The organism is Mesobacillus campisalis, from assembly GCF_000986785.1.
Taxonomy (GTDB): Bacteria; Bacillota; Bacilli; order Bacillales; family Cytobacillaceae; genus Mesobacillus_B; species Mesobacillus_B campisalis.
In genome coordinates this window covers 145,185-160,897 of sequence record NZ_LAYY01000010.1, presented here as the reverse complement: position 1 = coordinate 160,897, position 15,713 = coordinate 145,185, and the positions used below count along the sequence as shown (strand labels likewise).

Annotated in this window: 16 protein-coding genes; 7 read left to right on the top strand and 9 right to left on the bottom strand. The window is 47.0% G+C overall.

Annotated elements, in window-relative coordinates:
* Window positions 1-298, top strand: a 298-nt coding sequence (locus WQ57_RS11365) for a LysR family transcriptional regulator substrate-binding protein (RefSeq protein WP_162200608.1), incomplete at its 5' end; no start/stop codon positions are given.
* 438 nt (window positions 299-736) lie between these two features.
* On the opposite strand, the gene WQ57_RS11360 is transcribed toward WQ57_RS11365, so the two are convergent.
* The 6 genes from WQ57_RS11360 to WQ57_RS11335 all read right to left on the bottom strand — a co-directional run bounded on the left by WQ57_RS11360 (window position 737) and on the right by WQ57_RS11335 (window position 7,535).
* Window positions 737-1,270: a hypothetical protein gene (locus WQ57_RS11360; protein ID WP_046523887.1), complete on the bottom strand. Its 534-nt coding sequence runs from the start codon at window positions 1,268-1,270 to the stop codon at window positions 737-739.
* A 130-nt stretch (window positions 1,271-1,400) separates the two neighbouring features.
* A complete protein-coding gene (gene ahpF / locus WQ57_RS11355) occupies window positions 1,401-2,930 on the bottom strand; it encodes an alkyl hydroperoxide reductase subunit F (RefSeq protein ID WP_046523886.1) in 1,530 nt (509 codons plus the stop codon).
* Between the two features lie 14 nt (window positions 2,931-2,944).
* Window positions 2,945-3,508 carry an alkyl hydroperoxide reductase subunit C gene (gene ahpC / locus WQ57_RS11350; protein WP_046523885.1) on the bottom strand — a complete coding sequence of 188 codons (564 nt, stop codon included), beginning with the start codon at window positions 3,506-3,508 and terminating at the stop codon, window positions 2,945-2,947.
* A 307-nt stretch (window positions 3,509-3,815) separates the two neighbouring features.
* The gene (locus WQ57_RS11345; protein ID WP_046523884.1) at window positions 3,816-5,321 is read right to left on the bottom strand and encodes a BCCT family transporter; all 1,506 of its coding nucleotides are present in this window, start codon (window positions 5,319-5,321) and stop codon (window positions 3,816-3,818) included.
* Window positions 5,322-5,496: 175 nt separating this feature from the next.
* A complete protein-coding gene (locus WQ57_RS11340) occupies window positions 5,497-6,711 on the bottom strand; it encodes a PP2C family protein-serine/threonine phosphatase (RefSeq protein ID WP_046523883.1) in 1,215 nt (404 codons plus the stop codon).
* Entirely contained in the window at window positions 6,711-7,535 is an 825-nt protein-coding gene (locus WQ57_RS11335) for an alpha/beta fold hydrolase (RefSeq protein WP_046523882.1), read from the bottom strand. The genes WQ57_RS11340 and WQ57_RS11335 overlap by 1 nt, the downstream gene beginning before the upstream one ends.
* A gap of 310 nt (window positions 7,536-7,845) precedes the next feature.
* Between WQ57_RS11335 and WQ57_RS11330 the strand changes: the two genes are divergently transcribed.
* Window positions 7,846-8,046, top strand: a complete 201-nt coding sequence (locus WQ57_RS11330; protein WP_046523881.1) for a DUF378 domain-containing protein — start codon at window positions 7,846-7,848, stop codon at window positions 8,044-8,046.
* A 562-nt stretch (window positions 8,047-8,608) separates the two neighbouring features.
* On the opposite strand, the gene WQ57_RS11320 is transcribed toward WQ57_RS11330, so the two are convergent.
* Both WQ57_RS11320 and WQ57_RS11315 read right to left on the bottom strand, forming a co-directional pair.
* On the bottom strand, window positions 8,609-9,067 hold the full coding sequence (locus tag WQ57_RS11320) for a ferritin-like domain-containing protein (protein ID WP_046523880.1): 459 nt from the start codon (window positions 9,065-9,067) through the stop codon (window positions 8,609-8,611).
* A 134-nt stretch (window positions 9,068-9,201) separates the two neighbouring features.
* Window positions 9,202-10,431 carry an NAD(P)/FAD-dependent oxidoreductase gene (locus WQ57_RS11315; protein WP_046523879.1) on the bottom strand — a complete coding sequence of 410 codons (1,230 nt, stop codon included), beginning with the start codon at window positions 10,429-10,431 and terminating at the stop codon, window positions 9,202-9,204.
* Window positions 10,432-10,608: 177 nt separating this feature from the next.
* Here WQ57_RS11315 and WQ57_RS11310 point away from each other — a divergent pair, with 177 nt between their 5' ends.
* From WQ57_RS11310 to WQ57_RS11290, 5 genes are all read left to right on the top strand, one after another.
* Window positions 10,609-11,229, top strand: a complete 621-nt coding sequence (locus WQ57_RS11310) for a DUF3298 and DUF4163 domain-containing protein (protein WP_241481519.1) — start codon at window positions 10,609-10,611, stop codon at window positions 11,227-11,229.
* A 224-nt stretch (window positions 11,230-11,453) separates the two neighbouring features.
* A complete protein-coding gene (locus WQ57_RS11305; RefSeq protein ID WP_046523877.1) occupies window positions 11,454-12,281 on the top strand; it encodes an electron transfer flavoprotein subunit beta/FixA family protein in 828 nt (275 codons plus the stop codon).
* Complete coding sequence (locus WQ57_RS11300) at window positions 12,281-13,315, top strand: electron transfer flavoprotein subunit alpha/FixB family protein (protein WP_046523876.1); 1,035 nt, start codon at window positions 12,281-12,283, stop codon at window positions 13,313-13,315. The genes WQ57_RS11305 and WQ57_RS11300 overlap by 1 nt, the downstream gene beginning before the upstream one ends.
* Window positions 13,299-14,594 carry an FAD-dependent oxidoreductase gene (locus tag WQ57_RS11295; RefSeq protein WP_046523875.1) on the top strand — a complete coding sequence of 432 codons (1,296 nt, stop codon included), beginning with the start codon at window positions 13,299-13,301 and terminating at the stop codon, window positions 14,592-14,594. Before WQ57_RS11300 ends, WQ57_RS11295 begins: the two co-directional genes overlap by 17 nt.
* Window position 14,595: 1 nt before the next feature.
* Window positions 14,596-14,892, top strand: a complete 297-nt coding sequence (locus tag WQ57_RS11290) for a ferredoxin family protein (RefSeq protein WP_046523874.1) — start codon at window positions 14,596-14,598, stop codon at window positions 14,890-14,892.
* 317 nt (window positions 14,893-15,209) lie between these two features.
* On the opposite strand, the gene WQ57_RS11285 is transcribed toward WQ57_RS11290, so the two are convergent.
* Entirely contained in the window at window positions 15,210-15,533 is a 324-nt protein-coding gene (locus tag WQ57_RS11285; RefSeq protein ID WP_046523873.1) for a hypothetical protein, read from the bottom strand.
* Window positions 15,534-15,713: the final 180 nt, after the last annotated feature.

Below are 15,713 nucleotides of genomic sequence, written 5' to 3'. Positions count from 1 at the left end.
AGAAAAGAAATCGAATTCACGTATGTTTGTAGAAAATTTCTTTAAAAAGAGGGGCTTTCATCTTTCACCTGTGTTTGAACTTGGGTCATATGACTTAGTTTTAGAATTCACAAAGGCCAATTTAGGCATTTCTTGTGTAATAAAAGAGTTTTCAAGGCATTATTTGGAAAGAGGAGATTTATACGAAATAAGGCTGGAAGAGGAAATTCCAAAAAGGAGTATTGGTATATGCTATTTAAAAAATGTTCCATTATCGCGTGCTGCGAAGAAGTTTGTGGATAGTATAGATAAAGTCTGAAGCAGTAGAAACTCATTTAGATTTATAACGGGGAGCCGTGGTTATCAGTAAATGCCACACCTAAGATTGGAGAGCTGTGAAGATCCGTGCTCGTTTAGGATTGTGGAATTAGTCTAAGCCCACCATTAGATAAATAGACGGAGGAATTCCTCTTAATTAGTAATTAGCACAAAAAATAGCTTAAATAGACGGAGAGATTCCGCCTATCGACCCAAAAAGGTGGAATTGAGTCACTTTTCCGTGGCATAGTCGGAAAACTTCCCCTTATTTGCCACGGAAAAAGCATATTTCAGCATTTAGCCGGAAAGTTTCCGCTTATTTTTATCTTCAGCTCCACAATTATTTCCAAGCTTGGTTCTTGAATGTAATCCGGACCAGGTAAGCACGAAAAAAAGGTATCTTCTAGCCAAAAAGAAAAACGAAGCCCTTAAGCTTCGTTCATTTCCCCCTCAATGCTTTAATCGCCCTGACAACCAAAATAATATACACAATCATTAATCCATACCCGCCCACAATAATGAGGAAGGGCAGGTAGTCAGGTGCTGTGCCTGAGTCAGTGGACATTCCCGCCAGAAAAATGGGCATGATCGGCAGCATCATGACGCCTGCGCCGGCTTTTATCATCAGCAGGATACCTGGAACAATGACGACCCATGGCCAGATGGGCTTTTTTGTTTTTAAAGGAGAATAGGACAGTGAGCCTGCTGGCGCTGCAGCGGGCATAGCGCCCTGTTTCGCTTCATTAAACGCTTTGATTGCCCGGTAAGCCCGCTTCATTGCCCAGCCTGTTACAAAGAGTATGGAGACGGAAATGGCTGCCATAATGAAGGAAACAAAACTTAGTTCATTGGGTTTAAAAAAGGTCATAAGGACTGTGAAAATGATGCCGGGAAGTGCTGAAATCAAAAATAGTCCGCCGCCGATCAGGACAAGCCAAGCCCAAATCGGGGACTGCATGGTGGAATGCTGCATATGGGGACTCCTTCATCAAAAATATAAAATCCTTTCCTATTATAAAATATGAAATTGGGAAAATATAGATTTTTTAAAAATAAATTAAAAAGCGCCTTGCTGGCATAGACCAGCAAGGCGCTTTGGGGTATTAGTTCCGAATCATGTAATCAAATGCGCCCAAGGCTGCAGTTGCACCTGATCCCATGGAAATGATGATTTGCTTATAGGCGCTGTCGGTGCAGTCTCCTGCGGCAAATACTCCAGGCATGCTTGTCGCACCGTGCTTGTCGACGATGATTTCACCGAAGCGAGTGCGCTCAAGTGTGCCTTCTAACCATTCGGTGTTAGGGACAAGGCCGATTTGGACGAAGACACCCTGTAATTCAACATGATGTTCTTCTCCCGTTTCACGGTCTGCATACGTAATACCATTTACTTTGTCGGTACCGGTGATTTCCTTCGTCTGAGCGTTTTTGACAACGGTCACGTTCGGCAGGCTGTTCAGGCGTTCCTGCAGAACCTGGTCGGCTTTGAGCTCAGGTGCGAACTCAATGACGGTTACGTGTTTGACGATTCCTGCCAAATCAATGGCAGCCTCAATACCGGAGTTTCCTCCGCCAATCACGGCAACGTCTTTCCCTTCGAACAATGGACCATCACAGTGCGGGCAGTAGGCCACACCTTTGTTCTTGAACTCTGCTTCGCCTGGTACGTTGACATTGCGCCAGCGGGCACCAGTGGAAAGGATGACGGTTTTGCTTCGTAGAACAGCACCGTTTTCAAGCTCAAGAGTGACGTAGTCCTTCTTGTCCAAACGGACGGCACGCTGAAGGTTCATCACGTCAACGTTGTACTCTTTGACATGCTCTTCAAGTGTGGCCGCAAGTTTAGGACCTTCGGTATATTTTGTACCGATGAAGTTTTCAATCCCCAGGGTATCCAATACCTGGCCGCCAAAGCGCTCCGCAACGATACCAGTGCGGATGCCTTTACGGGCTGCGTAGACTGCCGCACTTGCGCCGGCTGGTCCGCCTCCGACAACAAGTACATCGTAAGGCTCTTTATCGGATAGCTCGGATGCATCCGGGCCGCTTCCCATTTTAGCGAGGATTTCTTCAACGGTCATACGGCCGCTGCCGAATGGCTCCCCGTTAAGGAATACAGTTGGCACTGCCATAACTTCTTTGCTCTCAACTTCTTCTTTAAATGCAGCGCCGTCAATCATGGTATGAGTGATGCCAGGATTGAGAACGCTCATCATGTTGAGTGCCTGTACAACATCAGGGCAGTTGTGGCAGCTTAAGGAGATGTAGGATTCAAATTTGAATTCCCCTTTGATGCTCTTGATTTGGTCAATAACTTTCTGGTCCGCTTTTGGAGCTCTTCCGCTCACCTGAAGCAAGGCCAGGACAAGGGAAGTGAACTCGTGGCCGAGCGGGACGCCGGCAAATACGATGCCAGGGTCGTCGCCGACACGGTTCACACTAAAGCTTGGAGTTCTTTCAAGCTGTACTTTTTCCACTTTAATGTGGGAAGACATGCTGTCCAGTTCTTCTACCAGAGAAAGCATCTCGCGGGAAACGTTATCGGAACCTGCACTTACCTTAAGCAGAACATCGCCTTCCATCAGCTGAAGATACTGGGCTAATTGTGATTTGATTTCTGCATCTAGTGCCATTTATATCGAACTCCTTAGATTTTTCCAACAAGGTCAAGGCTTGGCTTAAGTGTTTCGCCGCCTTCTTCCCATTTAGCAGGGCAAACTTCGCCTGGGTTGTTGCGTACATATTGTGCTGCTTTCAGCTTGCTGACAACCTGGCTAGCGTCACGGCCGATTCCGCCTGCATTGATTTCAACAGTCTGGATAACGCCGTCTGGATCGATGATGAAAGTACCGCGGTCTGCAACACCCTCTTCTTCAATCAGTACGTCGAAGTTGCGGGAAATGACATGGCTTGGGTCGCCAATCATAACATATTCGATTTTGCCGATTGCTTCAGAGTTGTCATGCCATGCTTTGTGAGTGAAGTGAGTGTCTGTAGAAACAGAGTAAACTTCAGCTCCCATTTCTTTTAGAGTTGCATATTCGTTTTGAAGGTCTTCAAGTTCAGTAGGGCAAACGAAAGTGAAGTCAGCAGGGTAGAAGCAAACTACGCTCCATTTACCTTTGAAATTTTGTTCAGAGACGTCAATGAACTCACCTTTGTGGAATGCTTTCGCGTTGAATGGTAGTACTTCTTTTCCGACTAGAGACATAATAGTCATCCTCCTGAAAAATTTATTTTAGAATGATTATAGTAGAAGGTTGCCCTTAACTAACTATAATAATTCTAATTCAATATCAATTATTATATAATACCTATTTCTTTTGTCAAGAATTACGACCTTTTGCTGAGGCTTTATGTAAAAACCTTGGAAACAAGGCTGAATCCTGTTGCAATTTGTCAGCTAATTCCGGTATTTTACTGCTCTGGTTCTATTATATCCAATTTCAGTGAAAAAGAGCAGGATAATGATTCTTAAAGAAAAAAGCACTTCCTCAGGAAGGGAAGCGCTTTTCCGATTAAGATTTTTTCACTGTTTTTCTAACTATTGGGGTTGATGACTGAACCGCCTTAAAAAAGGATATTCCCATTAAGATGATTATAATTGCAAAAGGGAGGGCTGCTATGATCAGCATATTTTGCAAGCCTTGTGTCCCTCCGAAAAAGACAACAACGGCTGCGATGGCCGACTGCAGGAATCCCCAGGCAACTTTAACCGGGTTCCCGGGATTCAGTAGACCATTGGTGCTCAGCATTCCCAGGACAAATGTGGCTGAGTCCGCTGAAGTAATAAAGAAAATCGCAATGACGACGATGGTGAGCATTGATAAAAAACTGCCCAGTGGGTATTCTGCAAGTACACCAAACGTTGAAGTTTCGAGACTGAAGTCGGAAATGGCCGCAATCCCGTTTTGTTCGAGATTCAATGCGGAAACGCCGAATACCGAGAAAAAGATAAAGCAAACCAGGGACGGCAGGAGGAGGACGCCAAAAAGAAATTCCTTTACGGTCCGGCCTCTGGATATCCTGGCGATGAATATCCCGACAAACGGTGCCCAGGAGATCCACCATGCCCAGTAGAAAATTGTCCAGTTATTGATCCAGGTGCGACCTTCCTCATTCAGGGGAGCAAGCCTGAGACTTAAGCTGAAAAAGTTTGAAATATAGCTGCCAAGTGTATGGGTGAACATATTCAAAATATACTGTGTCGGTCCGACAAAGAAGAGAAGCACGAGCAGGACGGCGGCCAGCCCCATATTGACATTGCTTAATATTTTTATCCCGCGGCCAATGCCTGACCAGGCCGACCAGATAAACAGCAGCGTCGCCACAGCCAGAACGAGGAGCTGGACCATAAAGCTGTTTGGAGTCCCAAACAGATAGGAAAGGCCGCCAGTAATTTGGGCGGAACCAAATCCCAGTGTTGCAGCCACCCCAACGACTGTTGCAAACACGGCTAAAACATCAATCCACTTTCCAAGTGCCCCTTGCATAAGCCTTTCGCCCAGCAAAGGCGTGAGCGTTGCGCTAATTAGTCCGGGTGCCTGGCGGTTGAATTTAAAATAGGCAAGGATCAGTCCGACAATGCCATAAACGGCCCAGGCATGAATTCCCCAGTGGAAAAAGGAATAAGTCATTGCCTCTCGTATCGCTCCATTACTCCCCTCATCAGATAAGGGACTATTGATGAACGCATGGGATATCGGTTCGGCAGTTGTCCAAAAGACCAGCCCCATGCCCATTCCTGCACTAAAAAGCATCGCAAACCAGGACGGACGGCTGAATTCGGGTTCGTCATCCTTCTTTCCCAGTTTTACATGACCGAAGCGGGAGAACATCATGTAAACACAGAAAAGAAGGATGGCGAGCACAATCAAGAGATAGAACCAACCAAAATCCATTAGAATCCGGCCGGTCACAGCGGTTGTGAACGCGTTCAAACCTTCTGGGGCAACCGCTCCCCAGACTACAACCATTAAGGAAATGGCTATAGCATACCAAAATACACGGGTTGCATTTCCCATAATCCACCCCTAAATAAATTTTCTGCAGCATAAACAGATATTTAACCCTATTTATATAAAAATAAACCTTATTTTAAACTTTTCAAAAAATGGAAGGATACGTTCAAATAAAAGGTGCCTGACCCCCAGCGCTTTAATGCGCTGGGGGTCAGGCACTCTTTAGTTTGGTGAAGGATTACCTTAGGTCAACCAGGATGAAGCATTGGTCATCGGTTTTTTGCGAGGGCTGTTGATTGTCTTCAAGCGATTGTATGATGATTTGTTTCAACCTGCCGATGGGAATAGAGTGATTTTCCTGTAAGAGAGGAGAGAGGTGGTTGCAGCCCAGAAAGTCGGTCACCCCGTCCGTGTACAGCAGCAGCCTGTCACCCTCGATATAGGAAATGGTCTTTGGTATGTAAGCAGCGCCTTCGAACATTCCGATCGGGATGTTGGTAGAAGCGAGCTCATGTTGTTCCCCGGTTGTCGGGCTCTGCAAAAGTGCTGCAGGGTGACCGGCATTGATGTACTCAATTTTCTTTCTTTTTGTATCAATTAAAAGATAGATGGCCGTGCAATAATGCCTTGCTTCTTCTTCCTTTTGGAAAAGGCTGTGAAGATGGGAATCCAGCTCATTCAGCACTTTCTCCGGCCGTGCTCCGCCAGGAATCAGCCTTTGAAAAAGGGAGTGCAGAGACATGGTGATCAAAGCAGAGGAAATTCCATGGCCCATAACATCCAAAAGGATAACTCCATAGCGATGGTCATCGATTTGATAAAACCCGTAAATATCGCCAGAGAGTTGCCGTGAAGCTTTGTAGAAGGATTCAATCTGGATTGTCGGGTGATCAATGGGATCCGTCAGGGAAATTTCCTGTATTTTTCGCGCCAGTTCAAGCTCTTTCTCGGTTTCCTGTTTGAACCTTTGGTTTTGCCTGTTCAATTTCACCAATTCTCTTTGCTGATCCTTTAAGTTCCCCATTGCCATATCGAGCTCTGTATGGGCTTTATGCAAGGCGATCAGTGCACTTTCCGCTTCCTTTTTGGCAGTGAGCAGTTCATTTTCATATTCGCTTCTTTTGCGAATGGGGAAAAAGATGCAATCTGTTGTGGCTTTTCCATCCTTCTCGCTTTGGACCGCATTGATAATCACAGGGATTTCTTCCCCAGATGGTGATTGGAGGGAAAGATGCATTTCCTCAACCCGTTTCTCCCGTTTTAAAAGCGGGACAAAGTAAAACTGGTAAAAGACCTGAGAAGGCACAGTAAGCAGTGTACTGACAGGCCTGCCGGATAAATCGTCTTGCCGGCAGCCAAGGATGGAAAGCAAGGTTTGGTTGATTTCAAGAATATCGCCGTTAGCTGATAATGTTATAAAGCCACATGGTGCGTGATCCAGCAAGCTGTCCATTAGGCCAGCACGCCTACAGCTGTCTCATTCAAATATTGACGGATGAGCTGAATGGTTTCCTCTGGGTGGCTCATATGCGGGCAATGCCCGGTCGCTTCCATCTGTTTGAACACACTTTTTGAAAGGTGCTGATGGAGATATTCACCAGCAGATACGGGTGCAATAATATCATCAGAGCATTGCAGGATCAGAGTCGGAACGGTTACGCGCGGCAGGTCTTTCCGGTTATCCGAGAAAAAGGTCGCTTCAGCAAACTGACGGGCAATAAGCGGGTCAGTAGAACAAAAGCGCTCCTCAAGCTCTTCTTTAAGGGCGGGACGTGACGAATTGTTCAATACTGTCGCCGCAAACATGGTCGCCCAGCCAATGTAGTTTTTTTCCATCAGTTCCAGCAACCCCTGGAGCTGTTCCCGTTCAAAGCCGCCGAGATATTCCGGAGGATCATTCAAATAGCAGGGCGAAGGCCCGACCATGACCAGGGTGGAAAAGTATTGTGGCTGGCGCAATGACGCAATCATGCCGATCATGCTGCTGACAGAATGGCCGACAAAAACAGCCTGTTCCAGATCCAGGGCTGCACAAACATCCAGTACATCCTGGGCATAGCCTTCAAGCGTGTTGTATCTGATAAAATCATACGCCTGAAGATCCGAGTTTCCAGAACCCACATAATCGAACAGGACAACCCGGTAATCATCCTTAAACGCCTCAGCAACCGTTTTCCAGACAGTCTGGTCACAACCGAAGCCAGGAGCAAACATCATGGCCTTATCGCCATTTCCAAAAACCTTAACATTGTTGCGAACAATAATATCTTGGTCCATCACCGTCGACTCCTTTCCTTTAAAGTGCTTAGTTAACACTATATAAATGTTATTAATATCATAGCATAGGTTGGGAAGGAGAAATCAGTTTGGGGGCTGGAAACCATTTTTTATATTTATTAGGGTACAAAGAGTGGTTTGAAATTAGCAGTTATCGTTGGAATGGTTATATCAAGTTTAATAGTAAGTGTCTTTGAAATATAAGAATATGCCGAAGGATTGTTAGACCAAAATATTGCCACATTTGTATAGTTTATGTATAATAAATTTAGGATATAATTATACAAAAATTGTACAATGGGTGTATTACATGAAAACAGTAAACCTGGTTGCATTAATTTTATTGGTTGTTGGCGGCTTGAACTGGCTGTTGGTTGGTTTGTTTGAGTGGGACCTTGTCGGAGGCCTTTTTGGAGGAATGGACAGTGCACTTGCGAAATTGGTCTACATCCTGGTCGGTCTTGCAGCTATTTACAGCATCAGCCTGCTGCCGAAGTTAAGCAGGAATTAACAGAGGATTTCGGGGACAAGAGAAGAAAAAAGTACGTGAAGGGCATCCCAGTGAATGCCCTTTTTCAATCCAACAGGAAAGGGGGAACAGTGGGGTGAGAAACAGAAGGGTGGCTAAGGTAATACTGGCGGGGACCGTTTCGGGAATCGTGCTAGGGTTATTTTTAAAATTGGTGGAGGAAATGACAGGATTAAAGGTGTACACATTATTAATGAATGTCGATTATATTCCTTTCCTAAAATCAATCCGTTTGCATGAAAGCGTGGAGTTTCTGCTTCACCTGCTGGTTTCAATTACTTTGAGTTTCTGCTTAGCTGTCTTTCTGTCGGCAAAAAGTTGGAGCCCTAGGGGGTACGGCTGGTTTGTGTTTGGCTTTTGTATTTTAATAGGCTGCTTCTGTTTCCCACGACCGCACTTTCCAATAAGACTCCTGAATTAGAAAGCTTTCCCGCTTTGGTTTACTGGCTCATTGGGCATGCATTATATGGCGTTTCGCTCTTCTTATTATTGAAAAAGTTTCATCAAAAAGGCTGAACCACTCAGGTTCAGCCTTTTTTGGTGCCTATGCTTTATTCTTGTATAGGAAATATAAAAACCAGACTGCGTGGTTTTGTTCATCAGCGGCTGCCCGGCGGAAGGTTTCTTTAATTGTCATATCTAGGGTCTTTTCGGCGATGTCCATATAAAAATCGACTGTTTCCTGCTCGTCTAAAAAAGCAGCATCCAGCCCCTTCGTATACGTATCCTGGCATTCTTCCGTCATTTCCGAAGTTGGCTGCATTCCTGTCAATCTTGTATAGATTCTGCGGAAAGCCTCATAATGACGCCTCTCATCTTTCCGAATTTCAAGAATTTGGTCTCTAACCTTTTGTGTCGGGGCCATTTGGGCCAGCTTTTCATAACAGGCAATCGCGCTGTACTCCCCATTGATCGCTTTTTGGATATCTCTCGCCAGCTGACTGTTGTTCTGTGCCCGAACATGACCTTGGTTGTAGGGATCATAATAGTTTTGATAATACATCGATGGTACACCTCCCCAGCTTAATCTGTCTCCTATACTATGGGCAGGGATAGGCAAAAGTGCATGGCTCCAACAAGAATGGTGCCTGACCCCCGGCGCGGTGAAGCGTTAGCGCGCCGGGGGTCAGGCACCGTTTAGTGCTGTGCTGGGCGAAGGGGGCGGTTTTGGTGGTACAGTGGGAGGTCTGGGCTGGTTCCTTCTTTAATTTCCTTGGAAATGATTTTCGACAGCATTTGACTGTAGACAGTTCCGTTGTCGCCGAAGGCAAACAGGAAATAGCTGTTTGGATACTCGTCGTAGATGCCAATGATAGGAAGGCCGTCAACGGTCCCGCCATAAAAGGCTGCCAGATAGTACTCAGGCTCTACTTTCAAATCAGGGAACATGAGGTTGAATTCTTCTATCAGGCGATCCTTCTTGGCCATAAGCTTGCTGTCCCGGTCTTCCGGGTAGGCAGTATTATCATCAAGCCCGCCAATGATGATGCGGTTATCGGCAGTAGTCCGCATGAATAAATACGGGCGGGCGGTCTCCCAAATGAGAGTGCGGTTATACCAGTCTGAAAAATCTTCAACTGGCTTGGTGGTCACGGTATAGGTGCTCACGAACGAGACATGTTTGTCTTTTTTTATGTCGATTCCCTCATAGCCTGCCGCGAAAATGACATAGCGCGCGTGAATGGAATGTCCGGTCTTGGTCGTAACAATTGTGCGTTCCTCTTGCTCGTTATAATGATGGCCGTTCATTTCGGTATTTTCATAAATGCGCACCCCGTTGTTGGCCGCAAAGTCCAGTAAGGCATGCGTAAACTTGTACGGATTAATCTCCCCGTCATTATACGAGTAGATGGCCGCATCCCGGCTAAAAGGATAGTGCGCCTGAATCTTTTCCTGCGTCCAGAAATCGAGCTCGAATCCATGCTGTTTTAACAGTTCATATTCTGCCTTTAGGCGGGGGACATCTTCCCCGCAGCTCGCGGAATAAAGGGTATCCCTCCGTATGAATTCAAAATCCATATCCACTGTTTTTGAAGCAGCCTCAATTTCATTGATCGCTTCTTTTAATAATTGCAAATGCCTCTCAATATAATCCTTCCCGAACGTATGAATCAAATCGGTGAACAGCTTTTCACCAGAGTATTGAATAAGGGCTGTGTTGCTGCTTGTGCTGCCGCTTCCCGCCGTGTTTTTTTCAATGACCACCACATCCAAGGAGGTATCTGCCAGGTAATAGGCACACTGGGCTCCCGAGCTGCCTCCTCCTACAATCAGCACATCGCAGTGTAGATCCTCCTCCAAGACAGGGTATGAAGGACGATCGGGAAGGGTGGCTGGCCAATAGTATTTGCCGGACTGTACGTTCATTTTCTTCCGCTCCTTTCACAATTGCATACTGTTACTATTTCCAAGCTGTGCCATGGCATGCAGACCATTGCAAAGAAGCAGCGCAACGCCCGGAAAACCCTTGCCTGACAAGCATGCAAAGTCATTTCTGCCTGGCCTGTCGAATACAATAGGAAAAAATTCAGAAGGTGGATGAAGGTGGCCATTACATTACCTGTAAGCATAAGAAGTGTGAAAGTCAGCGGCGGGCCGAAGCAAAGTGTCTATTATCCTCAAGTCTATGGCATGCAAAACCAGCAGCTGCAGAGTTTCATCAACAGGACCATTGTTTTGCAAACACAGCAGCTGATCAACCAGCAAGCCGGAAATATGCCTTCGACCGTGGAAGAAATGATTGGCTACTACGAAATGAAAGACAACCAGCGAATGGTACTGAGCCTGTCTCTCTCCAATTACACATACCATTACCAAGCTGCCCACGGGATGACCTATATAAAATCTTTAACGTTCGACCTCCAAAAGGGCAAACTGTGCCAGCTGAAAGATTTGTTCAAGCCGGGAAGCAATTATGTTAAAAGGCTTTCTGAACTTATTTCCACTCAAATCAAACAGCGGAATATCTCCATTCTCAATGGTTTTACAGAAATCAGACCAAATCAGGATTTTTACATTGCCGATAAGGCTCTTGTCATCTATTTTCAGCTCTATGAAATCACGCCTTATGCTTTCGGATTCCCTATGTTCCCTATATCGGTTTATGAGCTGGAGGACATCATCGAAGAGAACGGGCCGCTTGGGAGGATGGCGGTCAGCAATTAGTGGGAACATTGTTTTCATCTTCACTTTCTGCATGCTGCCTAATGGCAGTTTTTTTCATGACGGTGTTTCCAAGTTTATCTGAGAAAAAGGGCATGTATGGTGGTTCCTCTTAATATAGTAAAAATAAACAAGCATAAAGTGACATCTGGGCCAGGCAGGGTCAGGGAAAGGAAAAGGACAAACTGCCAAGGCTGGAGTGGAAAGAAGGATTAGGAGGGGAATTCATGCTGCATATTGTGGCTTGCATCAAGCAGGTACCTGACACAAAAATCATTAAAATGAACCCAAAAACCAACACGATGGACCGCAGGACGGCACCTGCGATCTTAAATCCATATGATGCGCATGCCGTGGAGGAAGCGGTACGGCTCAGGGAAAAGTATGGCGGCACAGTATCCGTACTGACGATGGGCCCGCCGCCGGCAGTCAAGGCGATAAAAAAATGCATTGAAATCGGGGCGGACGAAGGCTATTTGATTACCGACCGCCGGTTTGCCGGAGCCGATACATTGGCGACCAGTTACGCCCTTACAAAAGCGCTTGAGAAGATTTCCAAGACGAAGCCTGTGGACCTGGTTATTTGCGGAAAGATGACCATCGACGGCGATACCGGACAAGTCGGGCCCGGCATTGCCAGAAGGCTTGACATCCCGCCGCTCACTTCAGTAAACAAAGTGGTTGAAATCAACAAGCGTGAAGGCTACGCGGTTGTCCACCGTAAGCTGGAGGATGGCTATGAGGTCGTGCAGTCAGCCTTGCCATGCTTGATGTCTGTTGAAAAAACCATCAATGAGGTGCCGTATTCGCCGTTTCCGAACATGCTGAAGGCAGCAAGGTATGAACCACATATCTGGTCGGTGGATGATCTGGAGGATATTGACATCAAGCAGCTCGGCCTGAAAGGTTCCCCGACGATCGTATCCAAGGTATGGGCTCCGCCAAAACCGGAAGGCGGAACCATCATCGAGGGATCCTCACAGCAGCAGGTTGAACATCTCCTATCTGTCCTGCTGGAGAAGAAAGAATTGTTTCAAGCCAAGGAGGGTGTCTGATGGACTTTAAAGATTACAAGGGAGTCTGGGTCTTTATTGAAGAGAAGGATGGCGAGATTCCTTCTGTATCACTTGAACTGCTGGGGGCAGGCAGGAAGCTGGCTGACAAGCGGGGCGTTGAGCTTGCCGGAATTTTGATCGGGAATAGCATCAAGCATTTAACAAAAAAGGTGTTTGAATATGGAGCGGATACCGTCTATGTGTACGACCAGCCAATTTTTAAACATTACCGGACAGAATCGTTCATGAAGGCTTTGCTTGAATGCTCGAATAAATATAAGCCGGAAATCATCCTGTTTGGCGCAACTTCAACAGGCAAGGACCTTGCCAGTGCGGTGGCGACGGACATGCCAACAGGCTTGACGGCGGATACGACAGAACTGGATGTGGAAGAGGATACAGGATTGCTGCTGGCGAGCCGTCCGGCGTTTGGCGGCAACATCATGGCGACGATTTTATGTAAAAAATACCGGCCGCAGATGGCGACTGTACGGGCGAAAGTGATGAAGGCACTGTCTCCGGAGCCGGGCAGAACCGGCAAGGTGATTGAAGAAAGTGTCTCTTTAAAAGAAGACGATATCCGCACAAAGGTGCTGGAAATTGTGAAGGAAACGACAAAAAAGGTGCGGATTGATGAAGCTGACATCATCGTTGCCGGCGGAAAAGGACTTGGAAGCGCGGAAGGGTTCCAACTGGTGCACCAGCTGGCTGATGCCCTGGGCGGTGCGGTCGGAGCCAGCCGCGATGTCGTTGAAGCAGGCTGGATTGAGCACCATCACCAGGTTGGCCAGACAGGGGTGACGGTAACGCCAAAAATTTATTTTGCGATTGGCATATCGGGGGCGATACAGCACATTGTCGGCATGAAGAACTCCAGTCTGATTATCGCCATTAACAAGGACAGCGAGGCTCCAATCTTTCAATCCTGCCACTATGGAATTGTCGGCGATGCCTTTGAAATTGTCCCGATGCTGATTGAACAGTTTCAAAACGCGTTATCAAGGAAGGAGGTAAGTCATGTCGGAAAAGTTTGATTGCATTGTCGTCGGGGCTGGCCCGGCCGGCATTTCCTGTGCACATGAACTGGCAAAAGGCGGAGCGAAGGTTCTTCTTTTGGAAAGGGGGGAGTATCCAGGATCAAAGAACGTCATGGGCGGCGTGCTTTACCGGAAGATGATGGAGGATGTGGTTCCGGATTTCTGGAAGGAGGCGCCGCTTGAACGGCCGATTGTGGAACAGCGGTTCATGATGATGGATAAAGAGTCGGCGGTCACAGTCGGCTACAAGGGGATGGAGTGGGGCAAGGAGCCCTACAACAATTTTACCGTGCTGCGTGCGAAATTTGACCAGTGGTTTGCGGAAAAGGCGGTACAGCAGGGCGCCGTCCTGATTTGTGAAACGGTTGTGCTGGAATGTATTGTCGAAAACGGCAAAGTCGTTGGCGTCCGCACTGACCGCCCCAATGGCGAGGTGTATGCGGATGTCGTCGTGCTCGCCGATGGGGTTAACTCGCTTTTGGCCCAGTCGCTCGGCTTCCATAAAGAATACAAGCCGGACGAAGTCGCCTTGGCCACGATGGAGATTTTAAAGCTTGATAAAGGCGTGATTGAAGACCGCTTCAATCTCGAGGACAACCAGGGCTGCACCATTGAGCTATTTGGCGACGCAACAAAGGGAATTTTGGGAACAGGGTTCCTTTATACCAATAAGGATACGCTGAGCATTGGCGTCGGCACCCTGCTGTCCGGATTGATCAAGCATAAAATCAAGCCGTACGAACTGCTGGAATACGTGAAAAACCATCCCATGATTCGCCCTTATATACAGGGCAGCGAGCCGCAGGAATATCTGGCGCATCTTATTCCTGAAGGCGGCTTCAACTCGATGGGAAGGATTGTCGGCGATGGCGTTATTGTCATTGGTGACGCATCCCAGCTGGTGAATGCGATTCACCGTGAAGGCTCCAACCTCGCCATGACGTCGGGGCGTCTGGCTGCGGAGACGATTTTAACGGCAAAGGCAGCAGGCGATTTTACCGAGAATATGCTTGGGCTTTACCGTACAAGGCTGATGTCCGGATTTGTCGGCCAGGATATGCAGAAATACAAGGACTCGACCCACCATTTTGATAAGTTCCCGCAATACTTCGATGAATATATCCCGATGATGAACAGGGCGATGAGCCAGATGTTCACGGTGGACGGAACATCCAAGTGGGATAAGCAGAAGAAGATCTGGAAGGACCTCGGAGGCACGAAAGAAAAAATGAAACTTGCTCGTGACATGTACCGAGCCTGGAGGGTGATCAAATAGTATGAGTGAACAGAAAAAGTTTCAGTCTATCGAAGAAAAGCAGTATCTTGTTCGCTTCAACGCCGATACGAAATCACATCTTCATGTAATGGACCCGGATATTTGCATGACCAGCTGCCCGGATAAAATCTGCACCATCTTCTGTCCGGCCGAAATCTACAAATGGGAGGACATCCGCATGCATGTCGGCTACGAAGGCTGCCACGAATGCGGCAGCTGCCGCATCGGCTGTCCGCACCAGAACATCAAGTGGGAATATCCAAAGGGCGGCCATGGAATCGTGTTCAGGCTGGGATAAACGAATAGTGGGGACTTTCCTTTGGGAAGTCCTCTTTGTGTTGGGGGGAGAGGTCGTAGCGCAGGTGGAATTGGACAGGAGGAGAGGATAGAAACAAGGTCGAGTCCGAATGAAGGTCAGATTCGGACAGGAGGCGAGAAAATGAACATGACCGCGTCCGAATGAATCTCGGATTTAACGAGTCGATAGTAACAGAGAGAAAAGGAATTAAAACAGAAGAAATTTATCTGGGGAGCAGGGGGTAATCGGCAGGAGAAATATGTACATTTTTCACAAGGTGATGCAAAAAGGAGATAAGAGTGTTTCTCTTATTCTCTTTATTTTTTTAAAACAGCCAGCCGGTCTTGCCTGGCGATGGCTTCCATCTCTTTGCACAAGTCTTCTGCCTCTTTAAAGGTTTTGACTGGCTGTGAGCGGAAGAAGGGGGACCCATGGTTGAAATAGCCGTCCGCCGCGGTGGGATAAATGACGACTCTCCAGCGGATGGCATTCTCCTTTTCTTCACAGCCTTCAAGGGCAATCAGCCAGTGGGTGCAGGTATCAAACCAGCTTTCTTCCTCCTGCATGGCTGTTAAATCATTCGGGGAGATGAGAAGAGGCTTTCTCTGATAAAACTCCCTAAAGTTAAGCATTCCTGTCATGCGCATCACTCCTTCGCAAGTTATGAGGTTGGTAAGCTTTTAAAAGAAGGGTTATTAGATAGTATATGTGAGGAAAATGAAATAGATGACCAGTTTGGTAAAAATAGGTAAAACAGGCGAGTCTAAGCTCAAACCAACAGCCTTCGATTTGTTCGTATATAAAATGGCAAAGGTCCCGCA